16 protein-coding genes and 1 pseudogene are annotated in these 18,515 nt (G+C 60.0%); 13 read left to right on the top strand and 4 right to left on the bottom strand.

The genetic code is table 11. The annotated features are described in order from the left end of the window. Positions 1-90 precede the first annotated feature (90 nt). The 12 genes from ACEN98_RS14440 (at position 91) to trbL (ending at position 11,191) form a co-directional block, all read left to right on the top strand. On the top strand, positions 91-489 hold the full coding sequence (locus tag ACEN98_RS14440; RefSeq protein ID WP_413385399.1) for a transcriptional regulator: 399 nt from the start codon (positions 91-93) through the stop codon (positions 487-489). Between the two features lie 213 nt (positions 490-702). Beyond that, entirely contained in the window at positions 703-1,665 is a 963-nt protein-coding gene (gene trbB / locus ACEN98_RS14445; RefSeq protein ID WP_413385402.1) for a P-type conjugative transfer ATPase TrbB, read from the top strand. A gap of 9 nt (positions 1,666-1,674) precedes the next feature. Continuing rightward, entirely contained in the window at positions 1,675-2,103 is a 429-nt protein-coding gene (trbC, locus tag ACEN98_RS14450; protein ID WP_413385405.1) for a conjugal transfer system pilin TrbC, read from the top strand. A 2-nt stretch (positions 2,104-2,105) separates the two neighbouring features. Then, on the top strand, positions 2,106-2,417 hold the full coding sequence (locus ACEN98_RS14455) for a conjugal transfer protein TrbD (protein ID WP_413385408.1): 312 nt from the start codon (positions 2,106-2,108) through the stop codon (positions 2,415-2,417). After that, positions 2,414-5,002 (top strand): VirB4 family type IV secretion/conjugal transfer ATPase, encoded by a 2,589-nt coding sequence (locus ACEN98_RS14460; RefSeq protein ID WP_413385411.1) that lies wholly within the window; start codon positions 2,414-2,416, stop codon positions 5,000-5,002. The genes ACEN98_RS14455 and ACEN98_RS14460 overlap by 4 nt, the downstream gene beginning before the upstream one ends. Beyond that, positions 4,999-5,772, top strand: coding sequence for a VirB8/TrbF family protein (locus ACEN98_RS14465; protein WP_413385415.1), 774 nt, complete (start codon positions 4,999-5,001; stop codon positions 5,770-5,772). The genes ACEN98_RS14460 and ACEN98_RS14465 overlap by 4 nt, the downstream gene beginning before the upstream one ends. Before the next feature lie 10 nt (positions 5,773-5,782). After that, positions 5,783-6,688, top strand: a complete 906-nt coding sequence (gene trbG, locus ACEN98_RS14470; RefSeq protein ID WP_413385418.1) for a P-type conjugative transfer protein TrbG — start codon at positions 5,783-5,785, stop codon at positions 6,686-6,688. A 1-nt stretch (position 6,689) separates the two neighbouring features. Continuing rightward, positions 6,690-7,136: a conjugal transfer protein TrbH gene (locus tag ACEN98_RS14475; protein WP_413385421.1), complete on the top strand. Its 447-nt coding sequence runs from the start codon at positions 6,690-6,692 to the stop codon at positions 7,134-7,136. A 4-nt stretch (positions 7,137-7,140) separates the two neighbouring features. Further along, positions 7,141-8,577: a TrbI/VirB10 family protein gene (locus ACEN98_RS14480; protein WP_413385424.1), complete on the top strand. Its 1,437-nt coding sequence runs from the start codon at positions 7,141-7,143 to the stop codon at positions 8,575-8,577. A gap of 15 nt (positions 8,578-8,592) precedes the next feature. Next, the gene (gene trbJ / locus ACEN98_RS14485) at positions 8,593-9,369 is read left to right on the top strand and encodes a P-type conjugative transfer protein TrbJ (RefSeq protein ID WP_413385427.1); all 777 of its coding nucleotides are present in this window, start codon (positions 8,593-8,595) and stop codon (positions 9,367-9,369) included. 15 nt (positions 9,370-9,384) lie between these two features. After that, the gene (trbK, locus tag ACEN98_RS14490) at positions 9,385-9,588 is read left to right on the top strand and encodes an entry exclusion lipoprotein TrbK (protein ID WP_413385430.1); all 204 of its coding nucleotides are present in this window, start codon (positions 9,385-9,387) and stop codon (positions 9,586-9,588) included. Positions 9,589-9,595: 7 nt separating this feature from the next. Continuing rightward, positions 9,596-11,191 carry a P-type conjugative transfer protein TrbL gene (gene trbL / locus ACEN98_RS14495; protein ID WP_413385433.1) on the top strand — a complete coding sequence of 532 codons (1,596 nt, stop codon included), beginning with the start codon at positions 9,596-9,598 and terminating at the stop codon, positions 11,189-11,191. An 87-nt stretch (positions 11,192-11,278) separates the two neighbouring features. On the opposite strand, the gene ACEN98_RS14500 is transcribed toward trbL, so the two are convergent. Further along, positions 11,279-12,418 carry a Fic family protein gene (locus tag ACEN98_RS14500; protein WP_413385436.1) on the bottom strand — a complete coding sequence of 380 codons (1,140 nt, stop codon included), beginning with the start codon at positions 12,416-12,418 and terminating at the stop codon, positions 11,279-11,281. A 340-nt stretch (positions 12,419-12,758) separates the two neighbouring features. Between ACEN98_RS14500 and ACEN98_RS14505 the strand changes: the two genes are divergently transcribed. Next, entirely contained in the window at positions 12,759-13,355 is a 597-nt protein-coding gene (locus ACEN98_RS14505; protein ID WP_413385439.1) for a PEP-CTERM sorting domain-containing protein, read from the top strand. 183 nt (positions 13,356-13,538) lie between these two features. On the opposite strand, the gene ACEN98_RS14510 is transcribed toward ACEN98_RS14505, so the two are convergent. The 3 genes and pseudogenes from ACEN98_RS14510 to ACEN98_RS14520 form a co-directional block, all read right to left on the bottom strand. Further along, positions 13,539-14,273 carry a hypothetical protein gene (locus tag ACEN98_RS14510; RefSeq protein ID WP_413385442.1) on the bottom strand — a complete coding sequence of 245 codons (735 nt, stop codon included), beginning with the start codon at positions 14,271-14,273 and terminating at the stop codon, positions 13,539-13,541. 380 nt (positions 14,274-14,653) lie between these two features. After that, complete coding sequence (locus tag ACEN98_RS14515) at positions 14,654-17,512, bottom strand: DUF5710 domain-containing protein (protein WP_413385992.1); 2,859 nt, start codon at positions 17,510-17,512, stop codon at positions 14,654-14,656. Positions 17,513-17,608: 96 nt separating this feature from the next. Then, positions 17,609-18,504: pseudogene (locus ACEN98_RS14520) on the bottom strand (ArdC family protein); the annotation flags it as partial. Between the last annotated feature and the right edge of the window lie 11 nt (positions 18,505-18,515).

An 18,515-nucleotide genomic window follows, 5' to 3' on the forward strand; every position in this document is an offset into this window, starting at 1 on the left:
CTTAACTAAAACTATTAACACTCAATTGTCTTACCGTATCAGGAGATGCAAACTTTAGCGGCTAAACCTGTTCACCCTGTCGGAGCCTGCGTGTACAACCTCATCCTTCTAACGAATATCCTGCGTATCCTGGACGACATAGGGATGACCAAGAGCGAGCTGGCAAAAAAGGCTGGCATGTCGGTATCATTCCTCTCTGACCTGACCAATGACCAAGCTAACCCGTCACTGCGCATCATGGAAGCGATCGCGCACGCGCTCGACACGCCGCTGCCTGCACTGCTTGAAACAACCGACTTGGATAGGCAAACCCTTGAGGAGCTCGCTGGTGGTGCCTCAAGGCTAAGCCTGCCGGAGGGATACGTTCGCATTGCAGCGATTCTCACGGAATTCCAGGCATTTACGGTCCGGCAGTGGGACCAAGAGAACCGCAAGCGCCTTGAGGCCGCCAAAGTACGGCGGAAGCCTATCCCTGCCAAAAAGATTTAGTTCGGTCAATCGTCAATTCTTCAGCTACTTCTTGAAGTCGCAAATAGTTTGTTGAGCCGCTGGCTGCCATTGACTCTTGACGTTAGGCAATCCGTTTGAGATCACGCAAGCAAGTTCGGTTTAGCGTAGCGGTCCACGTATCCTTTGTTTTAGATCGTTTCGGTATATCCCCGGTCACGTAGCATCGCTCGGCATAACCTAGAGCGAGCAATCATGACCGACCGCGATGACATCGTTGCAACCATGAAGACGCGAGCCAAGGAAAGGCTAATGCGCGACATGGGGCCGGAGCTCCTGGGCGTGCTCGCTGATTCCCGTACGGTTGAGATCATGCTCAACGCCGACGGCTGCCTGTGGCAGGAACGGCTGGGGGAGGGGATGCGCCGCATTGGCGAGATGCGGCAGGCAAAGGCTGAAGCCATCATCAAGACCGTGGCCGCGGCCCTAGATCAGGTGGTCAACAAGGCCCATCCGTTGGTCGAAGGCGAACTACCGCTTGATGGTTCGCGCTTCGCCGGCCAACTTCCGCCGATTGTCTCGGCACCGACCTTCGCGATTCGCAAACGCGCCATTGCCGTCTTCACGCTCGACCAGTATGTCGAGGCAGGAATCATGAAGACCCGTCATTGCGAAGCCCTCAAAGACGCGGTTCGTCAGCATCGAAATATTCTCGTCACCGGCGGGACTGGTTCCGGCAAGACCACGCTCGTCAACGCGATCATCAATGAAATGGTATGCGCGAACCCAGACGAGCGAGTGTGTATCATCGAAGACACTGGCGAGATCCAGTGTGCAGCCACGAACTGTATCCAGTACCACACCGCCCTCGACGTCCCGATGACGACGCTGCTAAAGGTCATCCTGCGCATGCGCCCCGACCGGATCCTGGTCGGCGAGGTGCGCGGGGCCGAGGCACTCGATCTTCTCGACGCCTGGAACACCGGACATGAAGGCGGCGCCGCGACCCTTCATGCCAATAGTGCCCTCGCTGGCCTCACACGCTTGAAATCGCTCATCACTCGTAACGAGGCTGCACCTTCCGAAATCGAACCCCTGATCGGCGAGGTCGTCCACCTCGTCGTGCACATCGCCCGTGTTCCCGAAGGCCGCCGCGTGCAGGAGATCCACGAGATCTCCGGCTACGCGGCAGGCCGCTATCTCTCTAAAACCCTCTAGGAGTGTCAAATGGAGCCGATCCGCTTTGCCCCGCAGTCCCCGTTTACCCGCGCCTTGCTGCCTTACCTGTTCCTGGCGCTCCTGCTCGCGTACCTGCTGCTGGCACCGCGGTACGCCTTCGCGTCGGAGGGAACAGGTGGTTCACTCCCATACGAATCATGGCTTGGCAACCTTCGCAACAGTGTGACCGGGCCGGTGGCATTCGCCCTGTCGCTCGTCGGCATTGTCGTATCCGGAGGTACCCTGATCCTGGGCGGTGACCTGAACGGTTTTTTCCGCACGATGCTGTTCGTGGTGCTGGTGATGGCCCTGCTGGTCGGCGCACAGAACATGATGAGCACCTTCTTCGGCCGCGGCGCGGAAATCGTTGCAGTGAGTGACGTCATAAATACGCACGGCGGGCTTGTGGCTGCAATGGTGACCCGATTGGTGGGCTAGCCATGGCCCTGCGCACAATTCCGATCCGCCGCGCAGGTAACAGACACAACCTGTTCATGGGTGGCGACAGGGAGCTGGTCATGATGGCCGGGCTGCTGGCCTTTGCGCTGATTTTCCAGGCGCAGGAGCTGCGAGCGACGGTGGTCGGACTGCTGCTATGGTTCGGCGCGCTGTTTGCGTGCCGGCGCATGGCCAAGGCCGACCCCCAGCTGCGCTTCGTCTACATGCGCCATCGCCGCTTTCAGACGTACTACCCAGCGCGCAGCACACCCTTCAGGATGAACACCAGAAGTCAGGGGAGGCAATACAAATGAACGGCTTACTGGCAATCGCGTTTGCCCTCGCAGGCTGCGCGATGCTGCTCCTGCTATACCTGCGGATCCGCGCCGCGAACGGCGCGCTGCAATTGAAGCGGCATCGCGCGACCGGCGCCGGGTTCGCCGACCAGCTCAACTACGCGGCCGTGGTGGACGACGGCGTAGTCGTCTGCAAGAACGGAGCCTTCATGGCGGCCTGGCTTTACCAGGGCGACGACAACGCCAACAGCACCGACGAGCAGCGCAACATGACATCGGTCCGGATCAACCAGGCGCTCTCGAACCTCGGCAACGGCTGGATGATGCATGTCGACGCGGTGCGTCGTCCTGCACCGGAGTACCCGGAAGAGCAGCTGTCGCACTTTCCCGACCCGGTATCGGAAGCGGTCGACGAGGAGCGGCGCCTGCTGTTCCAGGGCCTCGGCACGATGTACGAAGGCTATTTCGTGCTAAGCGTGACGTATTTTCCGCCTGTTCTGGCCGAGCGCAAGTTTGTCGAATTGATGTTCGACGACGAAGACGTCGCATCCGACCACCATTCGCGCACGCTGGGGCTGATCGACTACTTCAAGCGCGAGTGCGTCAACATCGAGTCGCGCCTGTCCGCGGCGCTTACGCTGACGCGCCTGCGTGGACAGAAGATCGTGCAGGAAGACGGTTCGAGCGTCACGCACGATGATTTCCTGCGTTGGCTGCAATTTTGTGCAACAGGGAAGAATCATCCAGTGATGCTGCCCAGTCATCCGATGTATCTCGACTGCCTGATCGGTGGCATAGAACTGTGGAGTGGCGTGGTACCGCGCGTGGGCCGCAAGTTCGTCCAGGTGGTCGCGATCGACGGTTTCCCCCTCGAGTCATCGCCCGGCATCCTGACCGCTCTTGCCGAGCAGGCTTGCGAATACCGCTGGTCGTCGCGCTTCATCTTCATGGAGCCGCATGAGGCGGTTGCGCACCTCGAAAAGTATCGTAAGAAGTGGAGGCAGAAAATCCGCGGCTTCTTCGACCAGGTCTTCAACACCAACAACGGTGCGATCGACCAGGATGCCCTGTCGATGGTGGCCGACGCCGAGGCGGCAATCGCTGAGGTCAACTCAGGCTTGGTGGCGCAGGGCTACTACACGAGCGTCGTCGTGCTGCTGGACGAGGATCGCGACCAATTGGAGCGGTCGGCGCGCATGATCGAGAAAGCGATCAACCGGCTCGGCTTCGGGGCGCGTGTCGAGACCGTCAATACTCTCGATGCCTTCCTCGGCAGCCTGCCGGGCCACGGCGTCGAGAACGTGCGTCGGCCGCTGATCAACACGATGAACTTGGCCGACCTTCTGCCGACCAGCACGATCTGGACCGGTCTGGATCATGCGCCGTGTCCGATGTATCCGCCGAACGCGCCGGCGCTGATGCAGTGCGTGACGCAGGGCTCGACGCCGTTCCGGCTGAACCTGCACGTGCGCGACCTTGGCCATACCCTCATGATTGGACCGACGCGCTCCGGCAAATCGACCCACCTGGCGTTGATCGCTTTGCAGCTGCTGCGCTACCCCGGCATGTCGATCTACGCCTTCGACAAAGGCATGTCGATGTACCCGACCACGAAGGCCGTGCGGGGTCATCACTTCGAGGTCGCAGCTGACGACCGCCTCAGCTTCTGTCCGTTGCAGTTCCTCGCGACGAAAGCCGACCGCGCCTGGGCGATGGGTTGGATCGATACGATCCTCGCGCTCAACGGTGTCCAGACTACGCCGGCGCAGCGCAACGAGATCGGCAACGCCATCATGAACATGCACGAAAGCGAGGCGAGAACATTGTCCGAGCTGTCGCTGACGATCCAGGACGAAGAGATCCGCGAGGCGCTGAAGCAATACACCGTCGATGGCATGATGGGCCACCTGCTCGACGCCGAGGAGGATGGCCTTGAGCTGTCGCGGTTCACGACGTTCGAAATCGAAGAGCTGATGAACCTGGGCGAGAAGTACGCGCTGCCGGTGCTGCTGTATCTGTTCCGTCGTATCGAGCGGAGCCTGCACGGCCAGCCTGCGGCGATCCTGGTCGACGAAGCCTGGCTGATGCTCGGCCATGCTGTGTTCAGGGACAAGATCCGCGAGTGGCTCAAAGCCTTTGCCAAGAAAAACTGTCTCGTGCTGCTGTCGACGCAAAGCCTGACCGATGCCGCAGGGAGCGGAATCCTCGACGTGATCGTGGAATCCACCGCCACCAAGATCTTCCTGCCGAACCTGAACGCACGCGACGAAGATACGGCGGCGCTGTATCACCGCATGGGCCTTAACAATCGTCAGATCGACATTCTGGCCGGGGCGATCCCGAAGCGCCAGTACTACTGCGTCACCGAGTCGGGGCGGCGCCTGTATGACACCGCCCTCGGCCCGCTCGCGCTGGCGTTCGCTGGGTCGACCGACAAGGATTCTATCGCCGTTATCAAGCGGCTGGAAGCCAAGCATGGCGATGGCTGGGTGCACGAGTGGCTGGCCAGCAGGGGCTTGCGCCTGGCCGACTATCTGCCTGCGTCGAGCGTACCGAACGCATTCTCGAATGAGGCCTCCACCAATGACGAGGTGACGACATGAACATCAATATTGGCCCCATGTTCAAGCGTCTGAAACAGAGCAAGCCGGCGGACGATCCGCGTCGAGGTGGCGGGCGGCTGGATGGCGGCCGCCGGCCGGGCGAAAGCGAGAGTCCGTACCTGGCCGCGCGTCGCACCTGGAACGACCATGTCGGCGGCTTGGTCGCGAGCCGCCAGATGGCCGTGCTGGGCGGTGCACTGTGCCTGCTGATCGCGCTGGCAGCGGTTGGCGGCATGGCCTATATCGGAAGCCAGTCGAAATTCATCCCAATGGTCGTCGAGGTCGACAAGCTCGGGCAGTACGCTGCCGTGAAGCCGCTCGACCGAGCGCAGCCGGCCGACCCGCGCGTTGTGCGCGCAAGCGTGGCGTCGTGGATTGCCAATGCGCGATTGGTTACGCCCGACGTTGCGCTGCAGCGCAAGGCCGTGCTTCAGGTGTACGCGATGCTGGCCCCAAACGATGCGGCCACGGCCAAGATGAATGAGTGGTTGAACGGTACCGAGACCAGTTCGCCGTTCAAGCGCGCCGCCAACGAGACCGTGAGCATCGAGGTCGAGACGACGCTGCAGCAGACTGGCGAAACCTGGCAGGTCGACTGGATCGAGACTACGCGCGCCCGCCAGGGCGTGCTCAAGTCGGCGCCCCAGCGCTGGCGCGCCCTGGTGACGGTGTACACGGTCGAGGCAACGGCGGAAACGACGGAAGTGCAGATGCGTGACAACCCGCTGGGCATCCACGTGCGCGACTTTACGTGGGCAAAACAACTTTAAGGGGCATGCCATGAAAAAGCATTTGATAGCAGCGACCCTTTGCACTCTGCCTCTTGCCGCCCTGGCTGGCGAAACGGGCACGGCCACCGCGGAGCGCAAGGCCGCCGACGCATACTTCTCGAAAGAGAACGGGAAGCTGACCAGCCAGGAAAAGGCGGCGCTCGCCGTGGCCCAGCGCTGGCAAGCCAGCGGCGACGCCATTAAACCGGTTCCTGGCCCCGACGGGATGGTGCGCTTTGTCTACGGTGCCCAGCGGATCACCGTCGTGTGCGCGGTACTACAGGTGTGCGACATCGAACTGCAGGCCGGCGAGCAGGTCAACAACATGAACGTCGGCGACACCCGCTTCACGGTGGAGCCGGCGATCAGCGGCAGCGGCCCGACGGAGGTCCAGCACCTGGTCGTCAAACCAATCGACGTTGGGCTGGAGACATCACTGATCGTCGCCACCAACCGGCGCACCTACCACATCCGCCTGCGCTCGCACCGGACCGACTACATGCCACGCGTCGGCTTCACGTACATGGAGGACGATGCGGCCAAATGGGACGAAGTCCGGATGCGAGAGGCAAGGCTCAAGCAGGAGCGTACGCTTCCAGGCACGCAGGAAGACGTGCGCGATCTGAGCTTCAACTACGAGGTCAAGGGCGCGACGGCGTGGAAGCCGGTCCGTGTCTACAACGATGGCACCAGGACTGTGATCCAGATGCCTGCCACCATGAACCAGACCGAAGCGCCGGTCCTGCTGGTAGTGCGCAAGGAGGGTGGCTGGCTAAGCGGCGACGATGAGACCGTCACCGTCAACTATCGCGTGCAGGGCGACCGCTACATCGTCGACAACGTGTTCCAGAAAGCGATCCTCATTGCCGGCGCCGGCAAGAACCAGGAGCGCATCACGATCACGAAGGAGAAATGACATGCGCAAGATCGCTCTCCTGGTGCTGCCGGCGGCCTTGGCCGGCTGCGCGGCGACTCCCAAGCCCGTCGGCTACGGCCGCTTCGCGATGGCCAGTGACGCCATCGACAAGAAAATGGTCGATGACACCGTCAAAAAGCTGGTCACGCTGTACCCGCCGGCCGGCACCCGCTTCGAGCTGCAGCATGGCGCCACCGATCCGTTCGGCACTTCGCTGGTGGCCACGCTGAGGGAGCAGGGCTACGCGCTGCAGGAACACATGCCGGCGTCCAGGTCCGGTGCCGACGACAAGGGCAAGCGCAGAACGCTGGCCTATGTGTTCGACCAGCCGTCCGAAACCGATCTGTACCGGGTCACGCTGACAATCGATGCTCAAAGCCTGTCGCGCGTGTACCTGGCCAAGGACGGTAGCGTGGCGCCGGCCGGCTATTGGGTACGGAAGGAGTAGGGCCATGAGCGGCGTGCCAGAACACGACATGTCGCCGGACGCCTCTCCGGGGCAGCAGTCGAAGAGAGCCGGCGTCCGGCGCGTAAACAATGTGCCGCTGTACATCCTTGGCGGCGCCATGACGACGTTCCTGGTGATCATGGCGTCGGTCGCGGCCAACCGCGCCCGCCAACAGAATGAACCGATCGAGAAGGTGCCGCAGAAGGCCGGCAATGCGACGATGTTCGCGAACGCAATCGTGGGCGAGCAGAAATACGGCATGGTCCAGGCGGCAGCGGTGGCGCCGTCGATTCCCGCGCCACCTGAATCGACCGACGCGAGCCACACTGCGTTGGTAACCGCCAGACCCGAGAATCCGGACCTGCCGCCAGCGCCACCGACCTCGACACAACAGCAGTGGACGCAGGATCAGCAGATGGCGGCGCAGGGTGGAACGCGCAGTCCGGCTGAAGACGAGGCCGCACGTATCCGAACTATCAAATTGCAGCAGCTCGACGAGGCGGCGAGGGCACGTTCGAGCCTGCAGGGCGTGGCACCGCGCAGCGCCGCTTCGAGCGCAGTCCCTGGTCCCGCTTCGAACCCGTTCGCCGGCACCATGCCGGCCAGCCGAGACGAGGTCCTGGCCAAGTTGGCAGTCGTGCGCCAGCAGATCGAATCGGCGGCCACCGACGATCCGACCGCGGCGTACAAAGGTCGCCTGCAATTGCTGCGCGCAAGCCAGTCTGCCCAGGAGTCGGGTATGTCTGGCATTTCGCCGCCGGTGCAGGCCGGCGGTGGACGCAACGACGTGGCACGGTTCGCAGGAGGGCAGGGCGACCGCTGGCGGCTCGATGCTCAGCCGGAAGCGCCACGTACACCCTACGAGCTGCGCGCAGGTTTCGTGATTCCGGCGATTCTGATCTCGGGCATCAACTCGGAGCTGCCTGGTCAGATCATGGCGCAGGTCAGCCAAGACGTGTACGACACGCCCCGTAGCAAATGGAAGTTGATACCGCAGGGCTCGCGCCTGGTCGGGGCCTACTCCAGTGATGTCGCCTACGGCCAGGCAAGGGTGCTCGTCGCATGGCAGCGCATTGTGTTCCCGGATGGGAAGGCAATGAACATCGGCGCTATGCCGGGCGTGGACAGCACCGGATATGCGGGCTTTAACGACAAGGTGAACAACCATTACTGGAAGACCTTCTCGTCTGCCTTCCTGATGTCGGCCGTGACGGCGGGGATCGCGACCAGCCAGCCCGAGAACAGCGGATATGGCCGTCCAAGTCTTGGCAGCGCGATGAGCGAGGCGGTCGGGCAGCAGTTGGGCCAGGTGACCGCGCAGCTCGTCGCGAAGAACCTCAACATCGCGCCCACGCTTGAGATCCGACCCGGCTATCGCTTCAACGTCATCGTCACCAAGGACCTGACGTTTTCCAAGCCGTATGAACCGTTCGATTATTAACGCAAGGAGAAGCCCATGAACACCCCGCGCAGCACCATTTCGGCCGCTAAAGTTGCATCAGCCCTGGCGTTCTCCGTTGGGGTGGGATTGACTGCGCCAGCCTCCGCCCAGTGGGCGGTCATCGACGCCGCGAACGTGGTGCAGTCCACAATCACTGCGAGAGAAAGCATTTCACAGACCTTGAAGCAAATCCAGCAGTACCAGACTCAACTGCTGCAGTACGAGAATATGCTGCGCAACACGGCGGCACCGACCTCGAATATCTGGGATCAGGCGCAGTCCACCATGAATCAGCTGCGCGCTTCGATCGACACGCTGGTCTACTACAAGAATACCCTCGGCAGCGTCGATACCTACCTCGGCAAGTTCAAGGACATGAGTACTTACCAGGCGTCGCGCTGCTTCTCGTACAACGGCTGCACTCAAGCTGAGTGGGAGATGATGCAGGCGTCCCAACGTCTCGGATCGGAGGCGCAGAAGAAGGCCAACGACGCTCTGTTCCGTGGTCTCGACCGCCAGCAGGATGCCATGGTCGCGGATGCACGCCAGCTCGAGCGGTTGCAAGCATCGGCCCAGGGCGCGCAAGGCCAAGTGCAGGCGATCGGCTACGCGAACCAGCTGGCCAGCCATCAGGCGAACCAGTTGCTGCAGATCCGGGCGTTGCTCATCGCGCAACAGAACGCGGTTGCTACACGAGACCAGTTCCTTGCAGATCAGGAAGCGAAAGAAGCTGCCGCTGCCGTCCAGCTACGCGCGGGAAAGTTCCTGCCAAGCCCGGCCCGCACTTGGTAAAGGGAGATCTCAGCCATGAAAGCGACGCAGTTTTTTGTGGTGTTTTTTCTTGGTGCCGAAGCATTGAGCGCTTGCAGTGACCGGGCAGATACGGCGGCAAGTCCGAATTGTGCTGAGCTGGCCACAGGAAAGTTAAGCGAGGCGCAGCAAATCGAACTCGCGAAGAAATGCCCGCGTGCTGGACCTCCCTTTAAGCCGAGCCCAGCAAGGAATTGGTGAGGCTAACATGAGACAGCCGGTCAACCTGAGATACCTGTTGCTGTTAATGCTCTCTTCGCTCGCACTGTTTTCGGCGCGAGCAATGGCTGCCGTCGATAACAGAGGAATTCTTGATAGGGTCCTCGACCGCTATTCAGCCGCAGCGGCAACGTGGGGCTCGCTGGTCACTACGCGTGCGAGCTGGCTGTTTTGGACCTTGGTTGTCATCAGCATGGTTTGGACTTTTGGAATCATGGCAGTACGTAAAGCTGACCTGGCCGAGTTTTATACCGAGTTCGTGCGCTTTACTATCTTTACCGGGTTCTTTTGGTGGGCATTGACGAATGGTCCTACTTTTTCTAACTCAATCACCAGCTCACTGCGTCAAGTAGCTGCTGAGGCCGCAGGCGTACCGAATACCTTGGCCCCGTCAGGAATTGTCGACATAGGTTTTGATATTTTTTTCAAAGTGCTCGATATGTCGACCGTTTGGAAACCCATCGATAGTGCCACCGGACTGGTTATCAGCGGCATTGTGCTCGTTGTTTTTGCCCTGGTGGCCGTCAACATGCTGCTTCTTTTGGTCAGCGGATGGATTCTGGCCTATGCAGGCGTTTTTTTCTTGGGCTTTGGCGGCTCGCGCTGGACCTCTGACATGGCAATTGCATATTACAAGACGGTCCTCAACATTGCGGCACAACTCTTCACGATGATCTTTCTCGTTGGAGTAGGGAAATCGTTTGTCGACCTTTATTACGCTGGAATGAGCACGGGGCTCACGCTCAAAGAGTTGAGTGTGATGCTGGTCGTAGCCCTGGTCCTGCTTCGCCTTGTTGAAACCGTTCCCGGTCTCATTGGCGGCCTTGCGGGAGCTGGCAACCCTGCTTTGGGAAGCGGGTTCGGAACTGGAGCCGTGATCGGCGCAGCTGCGTTTGCAAGTGCCGGCATGGCTACGGCCGGGGCCGCTCTTGCTTCTGGCGCTGCAGGTCTTGGGGGAGGAGCTCAAGCGTTGATGTCAGCTTTCTCCAAAGCGAATGCTGCGGAAAATGCTGGTGGAACAAGCTCGTTGCAAAGCGCGTTCGGAACTTCAGGACAAAGCGCGTCCGGAACTTCAGGAAGTGGCGTCGATAGTCCGCTGGCGGCAGCAATGGGCGAAGGGCATGCTAGCGTGGCCAACTCCGGTAGCGGGAGCCCGACGTCGACGGATGTCTTCAAGGCAGGTCTCGGAAGTTCAGGTGGAGGGGCAACAATAGGGAAAATGCCTTTAGGAGTCCAAACCTCGGCAACGGGCTCCGGAAGGGATGAGGGCTCTCCTGGCGAAGTAAAACGTGGTGCAGCCATCAAAGCACTTGGCTCAATCGCGGCTAAGGCGGGTAAGGTAGCTGTAGGGACGGTCGGTAACTTAGCAGTCGGTTCGTGGGATGTCGCCAAGGACAAAGTTGGCGACATGAAAACGAATGCGCTCGACCGTATTCGAGAAACAACTGGCGGCAAAATCGCTACCGCGATTAAGGCGCGAGAAACCGCTGACAAAGCAGTCTCTTTCGGTGCAGATAGTTTGTCCGCCGCCGATGGGGCGGCTGACCGTGAATCAGAGGTAGCTGCTTTCCGCGATCGTTCGTAAGAGATCTGGCCATGTTCGCTCTCGACTTCCGGCAAGATCTGCTGGAAAGTGTCGCGTGTTCCATCTCCGCCGTTGTCCAACCAGCAGTTAGGGCTGAGGATTCGGCCCCTTCTTTACCAAGTCATAGCTGGTACTGCGCCCACCGGCTCCAGAACGCTGCAGGACTCCCTGGGTTACCAGTTCCTGGATGTCCCGTAGCGCGGTATCGGGCGAGCATTTGGCCAGCGCGGCCCATTTGCTACTGGTGAGTTTGCCTTCGAAATCATCGAGCAGGCGGTTGAGGACCTTTACCTGACGTTCGTTAAGCGCGATTCCCGACAGCCGCTGCCACAAACGGGCCTTGTCCAGCACCGCATCGAGAGCGTGATTGGCCAGCCGCACGGCCTCGCCAAGCATCTGCAGGAACCACAGGAGCCACTCCGTCACATCCAGGTTCCTCTTCTGGGTGCGCTCCAGGATCTCGTAATAGGCTTTGCGCTCACGCTGAATCTGCGCCGACAGGCTGTAGAAGCGCTGAGGACTGCCATCCGCCCGCGCCAGCAAAAGATCGCCAATTGCGCGCGCGATGCGGCCGTTACCGTCGTCGAACGGATGCAGTGTGACGAACCACAGGTGTCCCAGTCCGGCGCGGATCAGCGCTGGCTCTACCTGGAGCGGCGCATTGAGCCATTCCAGGAAGCGCTCTACTTCGTCGGACAGATGCTCGGCAGGCGGTGCCTCGTAGTGCACGCGCTGGCGGCCAATGGGGCCGGAGACCACCTGCATCGGGCCTTGGGCATCGTCGCGCCACCTACCGATGGCGATCCTGCTCAGGCTGGAATAGCCGGTCGGGAAAAGAGCAGCATGCCACGCAAAAAGACGTGTCTGCGTGAGTGGCGATGCACTGTTGATCGTCGCGTCGAGCACCATTTCGACCACGCCTTCCACGTGCCGGTCTACCGGCGCCAGGGAGCCGATATCAACGCCGAGGCGACGCGCGATGGACGAGCGTACCGATGCAACGTTCAGATGTTCGCCCTCGATTTCGCTGGTCTTGATGACGTCATCGGTCAGCGCGGCTAGACTGGCGTGGTCTCGCAAACCCAAGCCAATATCGGTGAGCCGACCCAGCAAAAGTCCCTGTGCCTGGCTGACCTGCGCGAGAGGCGATGCCAGTGCCGTCAGATCGTAGCGCCAGTTCGGCCAATCAGGAGCTTGCCAGATATAAGAATAATCTCCGCATTTCATGCGGTGATTGTAAGTCGTAATCGCCGCATAAGCAATCTAAACAACGCAGAAATTGCGGTGATTACTCCGGTGTTTCCCGCAGTGACTTTCGCTATCTCTACAACGGAACGACTCGTGGAACCGTTGTGCTGGCGTTTGACAGTCGAGAGTTTTCCTTGGACGCTCGTCCACCCTTCAGTTGCTTTTGGGTATGGAGCACATCACCGTTGCTAAGTCAAACCAAGGCGACGGCGACACGGGAACATCGAAACGACCTGTTGTTGCAATGAGGACACTATATTAGAATGTCAGCAATTCGCAGAAGCTTCATTTTGTCGCTGTAGCACACTAGAGCATTTCAATGAGAATCATAAATAGTCATTTGTTTTCCCATACCTTTGCTTCCATCGCGATCTGTGCTCCGCTCGCCGCAGGCGCCATGCCGCTTCTGCAGGTTAAAGATGGCATTCTGAAGGGCGCCAAAAATGTTGTAGTGAACGCCCAGAATTATGATGTAACGTTCAACGGCGGTAGCTGTACCGAAGTATTTGGCGTGTGCGCGTTGTCCAGCTTTTACTTCCGAGATTTCGACACCGCGCAGGCAGCTTCACAAGCGCTCATCGATCAAGTCTTCGTAGACAGTGCGGCAGGTGTATTCGAACGCGATTCCAGCTTAACAAATGGCTGCCAAGCGTACACATCGTATTGCTACGTGCTCACTCCAGTTGCCATAGATGGCAGCGTTGTAATCGGCGGGATGGCGACGAATTATTCAGGAGGAGCCCGTAGCGAAACCGCGCGTATGTTTTACCGATATACCAACGAAGCGTCGGTCAACCTGTCTTACGCCCGTTGGACAGTGGCGCCTGCCGAGCTTCCCGAACCCGGTTCGGTCGCGCTTCTCGCCATCGCTTTCGCTGGCATGCGCTTTTCTCGCCGCCGGCATTTCTCGAACTAACGTCTTCTAGCGACTGCAATAACAAAAATCTTTGTTATTGTGCTCATGCGTTTCCTGTCGTCTTTCTATTTCGACTGATCCAGTCGAATTAATAAGATCCACGGCACGCATGATCATTTCACTCGGATCTCTGCCATACAATCCACACGAGCTCTCGTGCACACTCGAGATCTCTAGCGCAGTCTACTCATGTGTTTTTTGTCCGATCTTTCGAAGCACGACATGAATGGTCGAGAGATAAAAATAGAACATCCAACTGAGCCAGATGCTGGCGTCATACGCAGTGCGCTGCTTTTCATTATGGTGCCGCACGCCAAAATTGTTTGCGATGTTGAAGAGATCTTTTTCGTCAGCACTTGTGAGAAATGTTTTAACCTGAGGTCGCAGATATTCAAGCACGTCCGAAAGGTCTCGAACTGCTTGACGCCTGTCATCAAGTGTCGATCCATGTCGCCGATACCGTAACGTGGCGGCACTGACGCGTGATACAACGTTTTGATCTTTCGAAGGCAAGTCAGCATCAAAAATGGGCTCGAATCCCGCTTCCGGTTTATGAAGCACCTCTCCGCTCACCGACAATTCATAGCGCTGCTCGTAATGCGTGAGTAGAGAATTTATTTTTGATCGAAATTCCTCTTGCCCCAGGACCTTATTGAAAGTCTCCCAGTGCATGCCACAGTGGCCATAGGAGTGCATCGTTCCATCGATCGGTTTTGAAACGTAAAGGTATAGAAACTCAATAACATCGAAGAGATCGTCTTCGCTGTAATATGGTGCTTTCTCGAAAATCGGCCATAAACCGGTCTTCCGTATCGTCAGCAGCATTTCTAGTTCGGGATCACGAACTGTGCCAGATACTTCTCCTGCGTCGACGCAGATATAACCGAACGCTTCGTGGAAATACCCGTCTTCATTCATTTGGTTGTACAGTCGGACTAGCAGTCCAAGAATCTCTGATAACGGAAGGCCGCTAAGATTTGGATTTGTACCTTTACGGAGCGAATAAAACTGACGAACCATGACGTTGGAAGCCTTGTTAAGGTTGTACCGCTACCATGCTATCACGTGAGGGACCTCAAGCAACGTTGGCCCAGCGGGTCAGGGACCGCTCTTGGCCGAACCCGGCCGTTCGTAAGGCTCAGTGTACGGCCGTGTTGCTCTGAAAGCAAGCACGTGGTTTTGTTAGAGATACTTAGAAGCACGCCTCAGGATCGGTTTACGCAACGGTCGAGTATTCTAGTAATGATGACGTTATGACTGGCCGGACCGCCTATACAGCGCGGCCCGGAAACTTCGACTCAGGCAATCGTAGCGGCCTTCCGGCGTCGCTTAGGTTTCTGCTCCTGTGCCGTGTCTTGTGCCAGTTGGCGGATCCGCTGCACTTCCTGTTGTTCGACGGAGTCACCGTTGGCGACCGAGGAGTTGCACGCAGCTTTTACCTGGCGCTCGATGCCATCCCGACCGAGCACGCTGCGGTTCGCGAGATCATTGAAGTCAGTGAACTGCTTCATGCGTTCGAGCGCCGCTAGCTGTTCCTCGCTCAGTGTCGCGCCGGTTCGTTGGTGCTTGCGAAACAGTTCGGGTGTTACAGGGGCAAGCCCCGCTGGGTAGGCATTCTCGCCGGGTGCGAAGATCGGCAGCAGGGCGGTTCCACCCACCAGTCTTGCAGCTTCCTCGCCCTTGCCGCGGCCCGGGTTCACACCTTGGGTCAGTTCGAGATAACGGTCGTCGTCGCACGCGACGACGACCGGCTTGTCCGGATATTTCCCGTGCAGCGTCTGCGCCACCGGCGCGAGATTGCCGGAGTCGAAAGCCGACACGGTCGCATATCCCAGCGTCTGGCGCAGCGTGGCGGCGGTCGCGTAACCCTCCGCGATCACGATCGCCGGCACGTTGGCCAGTTCATCCAGACCTTGGCCGATCACGTGGAAGCAGCCTTCCTTTCTGCTGTCTTTCGCAAATCGTTTCGTACCGTCCTCGCCGATGTATTGCATTGTCCATTGCTTGCCGTTCGTATCGATCGCCGGAAGGCAGGTCTTCTTGCCATCCTTGTCGGTGAACGTGCCTGGCTGCGGCCCGAGTCCCTTCGCTACCATGTACGGCGTCGGTTGGTCGGCCGGCACCAGCTTGGCCAACTGGGCGGCCACCCGCTTTGCTGCCTGTTCATGGCGCTGCGCCAGATCTGCTTCGCGTTCCCGCAGCTTTGCGGCCGCTTCGGCGGCCAGACGGGCTTTCTCCTCGTTGCCCAGTACGTAGCCCATAGCCTTCCAGTTCTCCTCGCGCCCGGTCTTGTTGTTCTTGGCGTAGCCGGCCGGGTGTCCGTCCAGATGCCCGACATAGAAGCCCGAGCCGGCATTGGCGCTGTGTTTTTCGCCCTCCACGCTGATCCGGTGCGACTTTCCGTCCATGATCGGATGCTCGCCGCTGATCACGCAGCCGAGCGACTTCAGGAACCCGGCGAATTCCTCCCGTGGCGTCATCGAAGGATCCTGCTGTGCCGCGACGTTCTCTGGACGCCACTTGGCAAGTGCGGCCATGTTCTCCTGTGGTCCGACATACCATGAACCGGCAGCCTTGTCCCAGAGCGCACCGGCGGCTCTGGCTTCGCCCCGTTCGCTGTACGGCACGGCCAGGTAGACGCGGCCAATCTCTGTTTGCATGCTCGTAGCGGCAGATGACGCCACTTTTCCGGCCTCTGGCCCGCCGGTTTGCGACCACTTCGAGAACGGCGCCGGGTCCATGCCGGCGGGCACATACCACGACTGCCGCCGCCGGTCCCATCTGGCTCCCAGCGCTTTAGCTTCGTCCTTTTCCTTGTATGGCACGACGATAAGCATTTTCGCGGTGTCCAGAGCGTCTTGTTCAACGGCTTCGCGACCACGCTCGCGTTCGGCATGCTCGATGCGTCGCTGCAGATCGGCGTCGTGCAAGGTCATGTTAGCCTCGGCACTCTTGCGTGCCTCCTTCGCCGCCACGATGTCTGCGTCCGTGCTGTCCGGGGAGCGTGTTACTCGCGCTTCGTGGATGCGCGCAAACTTGGCCGCCTTCTCATATTCGCTGAGCGTCGAATGCGCGTCGATCCGCGCGAGCCTTTCGGCCGTGCGCTCGGCTTCGGCTTCGGTTGTCTGATTCGCGAGCCATTGATAGCTGCCGTCGCTGCGCCGGGCATACACACCCCATGCTTCGGGCGCGCGCCCGGAGGCATCTGCTGGAACGACCTTCCGCTGGCCGTTGGCATCCATCGTGACGGTTCCCTCGACGCGTACGTCGCCCGTCCAGTCGTGCGGCAGCGTGAACCCAAGCGTGCCTTCGGTTTCACCGGCGAAGGTGGCGGCGTCCGCATTGGTCTCCCGCCCGAAGGACTGCCCGGTAATCAGCGCCAGCCGGGTTGCCGCCACCCGCATGTCCAACTGACGTATGGCCACCGCTGCAAGCGCCTGGTGGATCTGCTCCTCCAATTTCTCGACGTCCGACGGAAGCGCGTGCCTTTCCCAGAACGGGTTATTCGGTTCCGTCGGCTGCATTGCGGTCAATGCGTGCTCGACGCGCTTGAGTTGCCCGAGCGAGGCCTTGTCGAACGCGCGCTCCTGCGTTCCTTGTACAAGATTGCTAAGAGTCCATGCTTCGGCGCGACGTTGGCGTTCGACGCGGTCGGTCTCGGCCGTTTCCAGCGCCTGCAGGGGCGCCGCAGCCCTGTCGGTTCCATTCATATTCCTCTCCTGATTGGTGACGTGGACGAGCCGATACGCTGCCCCTGCGAATGCCTGCGCAAGCCGGGCGCACTCCAGGTACGCAATGTCCGCACCGGTGCCGCCGGGTTTGAGACCAAACATGGCCGACAGACGGTCCTCGGCCGTCTCGTGGAATGTCGCCGGGACGCTGCCGGTTACGCTGGCGATGGATGTCAGATGCCGGCTGCGCATCGCCGCTTCCAGACTCTCGCGCTGGTAGCCTTGATAGGGGGCGAGGGACGAGTCAACGTCGTCCAGGACCTGACGGATGTCGACGGCCAGCACCTGTACGCATGCTGCCTCGGCTTCGGCATCCTGGTATTCGCTTGCCGCCAGCACCGTGAAGGAACGTTCGCCGCCTTCGTTGCCGACATACCAGAACGCTCCCTGGTTCTTGACGACACCATGCCAGTCATCGGGTACCACGGCGCCTGAGTCCCAGTCGCACAGCGTTCCATCGGGCTGCACGAATGCCTCGGGATGCGCCGCTTCCGCTGACTGCGACGTGTGTTCGGGGGACAGATCCTGCAACTGCTTCTGTTCGAGCCCGAGCACGTACTCGCACATCTTCTCGGCATCGGCGGCGGCGCGGAAGATCTCAAGCGGGTCATCCCGCAGCGCCTTGATCCAGCTGCCGACGTAGGCCGCGTGCCGCTCGGATCGTGGCCGATTCCGATTTCGTTCCCGAGCATCATGCTGGTAATCTCGGCACGCAGCTCTTCGCGCGCGTAGCCTTCGCTGCCAAACGGATGCGCAAGGTCACGGCCAAGCCGCGTGCTGTGCCCAGTCCAGTGCCCCAGTTCGTGCAGTGACACGGCATAGTACGAGGCGGCATCCGGGAACTGTCCCTTGCCCGGCTGGTGGATGATGTCGGCCCGCGGCTGATAATACGCCGCGTCCCGTTCGTCGTGCCGGATCACGGCGCCGGACGCCCGCAGGATGCGCTCGGCCCGTTCGATAGGATCCCATGCGTGTTCTTTTCGTGCCGTGAACGGAGGCAGGCCGTCGATCTGTTCGGCGTTGAACACGGTCGCGAAAAATACGCGAGGCCGCTCGAGCTTGACTGTCTGTTTGACGGGTTCCCCTCGTCCGTCGAGGACAGGCTTGCCATTGCGTTCGAGCGGCCGTTCTTCTGCAAACTTCCAGTACTGGATCGTCGTGCCTTTCTCGCCGGCGCGTACCTGGGCATCCATTGCCTGCGCCTGCCGATAGGTCAGCCAGCGCGGATCGCCGCGTCCTTCGCTCATCAGGTGCAAGGCGTTGATGCCGCGGTAGCGCTTGCCGCTGACGGGATTCAGTGGGAGGTCCACACCCGGCTCCCAAGGTTTTTGCCAGGGAGCGGTACCTTGTTCCAGTTGTTTAATCAGCTTCTCCGCAACGATCAGGTGGAAGGGCTTTTTATGTTCGGTGGTGTCCATGTCTGTTCGCT

This window comes from Massilia sp. CT11-137, from assembly GCF_047302885.1.
Lineage (GTDB): Bacteria > Pseudomonadota > Gammaproteobacteria > Burkholderiales > Burkholderiaceae_D > Telluria > Telluria orientalis.

What these genes read in the sequence shown, in the direction of transcription:
- trbB (WP_413385402.1), top strand. Translation starts at nt 703, where the DNA reads ATGACCGACCGCGATGACATCGTTGCAACCATGAAGACGCGAGCCAAG.
- trbC (WP_413385405.1), top strand. Translation starts at nt 1,675, where the DNA reads ATGGAGCCGATCCGCTTTGCCCCGCAGTCCCCGTTTACCCGCGCCTTG.
- ACEN98_RS14455 (WP_413385408.1), top strand. Translation starts at nt 2,106, where the DNA reads ATGGCCCTGCGCACAATTCCGATCCGCCGCGCAGGTAACAGACACAAC.
- ACEN98_RS14460 (WP_413385411.1), top strand. Translation starts at nt 2,414, where the DNA reads ATGAACGGCTTACTGGCAATCGCGTTTGCCCTCGCAGGCTGCGCGATG.
- ACEN98_RS14465 (WP_413385415.1), top strand. Translation starts at nt 4,999, where the DNA reads ATGAACATCAATATTGGCCCCATGTTCAAGCGTCTGAAACAGAGCAAG.
- trbG (WP_413385418.1), top strand. Translation starts at nt 5,783, where the DNA reads ATGAAAAAGCATTTGATAGCAGCGACCCTTTGCACTCTGCCTCTTGCC.
- ACEN98_RS14475 (WP_413385421.1), top strand. Translation starts at nt 6,690, where the DNA reads ATGCGCAAGATCGCTCTCCTGGTGCTGCCGGCGGCCTTGGCCGGCTGC.
- ACEN98_RS14480 (WP_413385424.1), top strand. Translation starts at nt 7,141, where the DNA reads ATGAGCGGCGTGCCAGAACACGACATGTCGCCGGACGCCTCTCCGGGG.
- trbJ (WP_413385427.1), top strand. Translation starts at nt 8,593, where the DNA reads ATGAACACCCCGCGCAGCACCATTTCGGCCGCTAAAGTTGCATCAGCC.
- trbK (WP_413385430.1), top strand. Translation starts at nt 9,385, where the DNA reads ATGAAAGCGACGCAGTTTTTTGTGGTGTTTTTTCTTGGTGCCGAAGCA.
- trbL (WP_413385433.1), top strand. Translation starts at nt 9,596, where the DNA reads ATGAGACAGCCGGTCAACCTGAGATACCTGTTGCTGTTAATGCTCTCT.
- ACEN98_RS14500 (WP_413385436.1), bottom strand. Translation starts at nt 12,418, where the DNA reads ATGAAATGCGGAGATTATTCTTATATCTGGCAAGCTCCTGATTGGCCG.
- ACEN98_RS14505 (WP_413385439.1), top strand. Translation starts at nt 12,759, where the DNA reads ATGAGAATCATAAATAGTCATTTGTTTTCCCATACCTTTGCTTCCATC.
- ACEN98_RS14510 (WP_413385442.1), bottom strand. Translation starts at nt 14,273, where the DNA reads ATGAATGAAGACGGGTATTTCCACGAAGCGTTCGGTTATATCTGCGTC.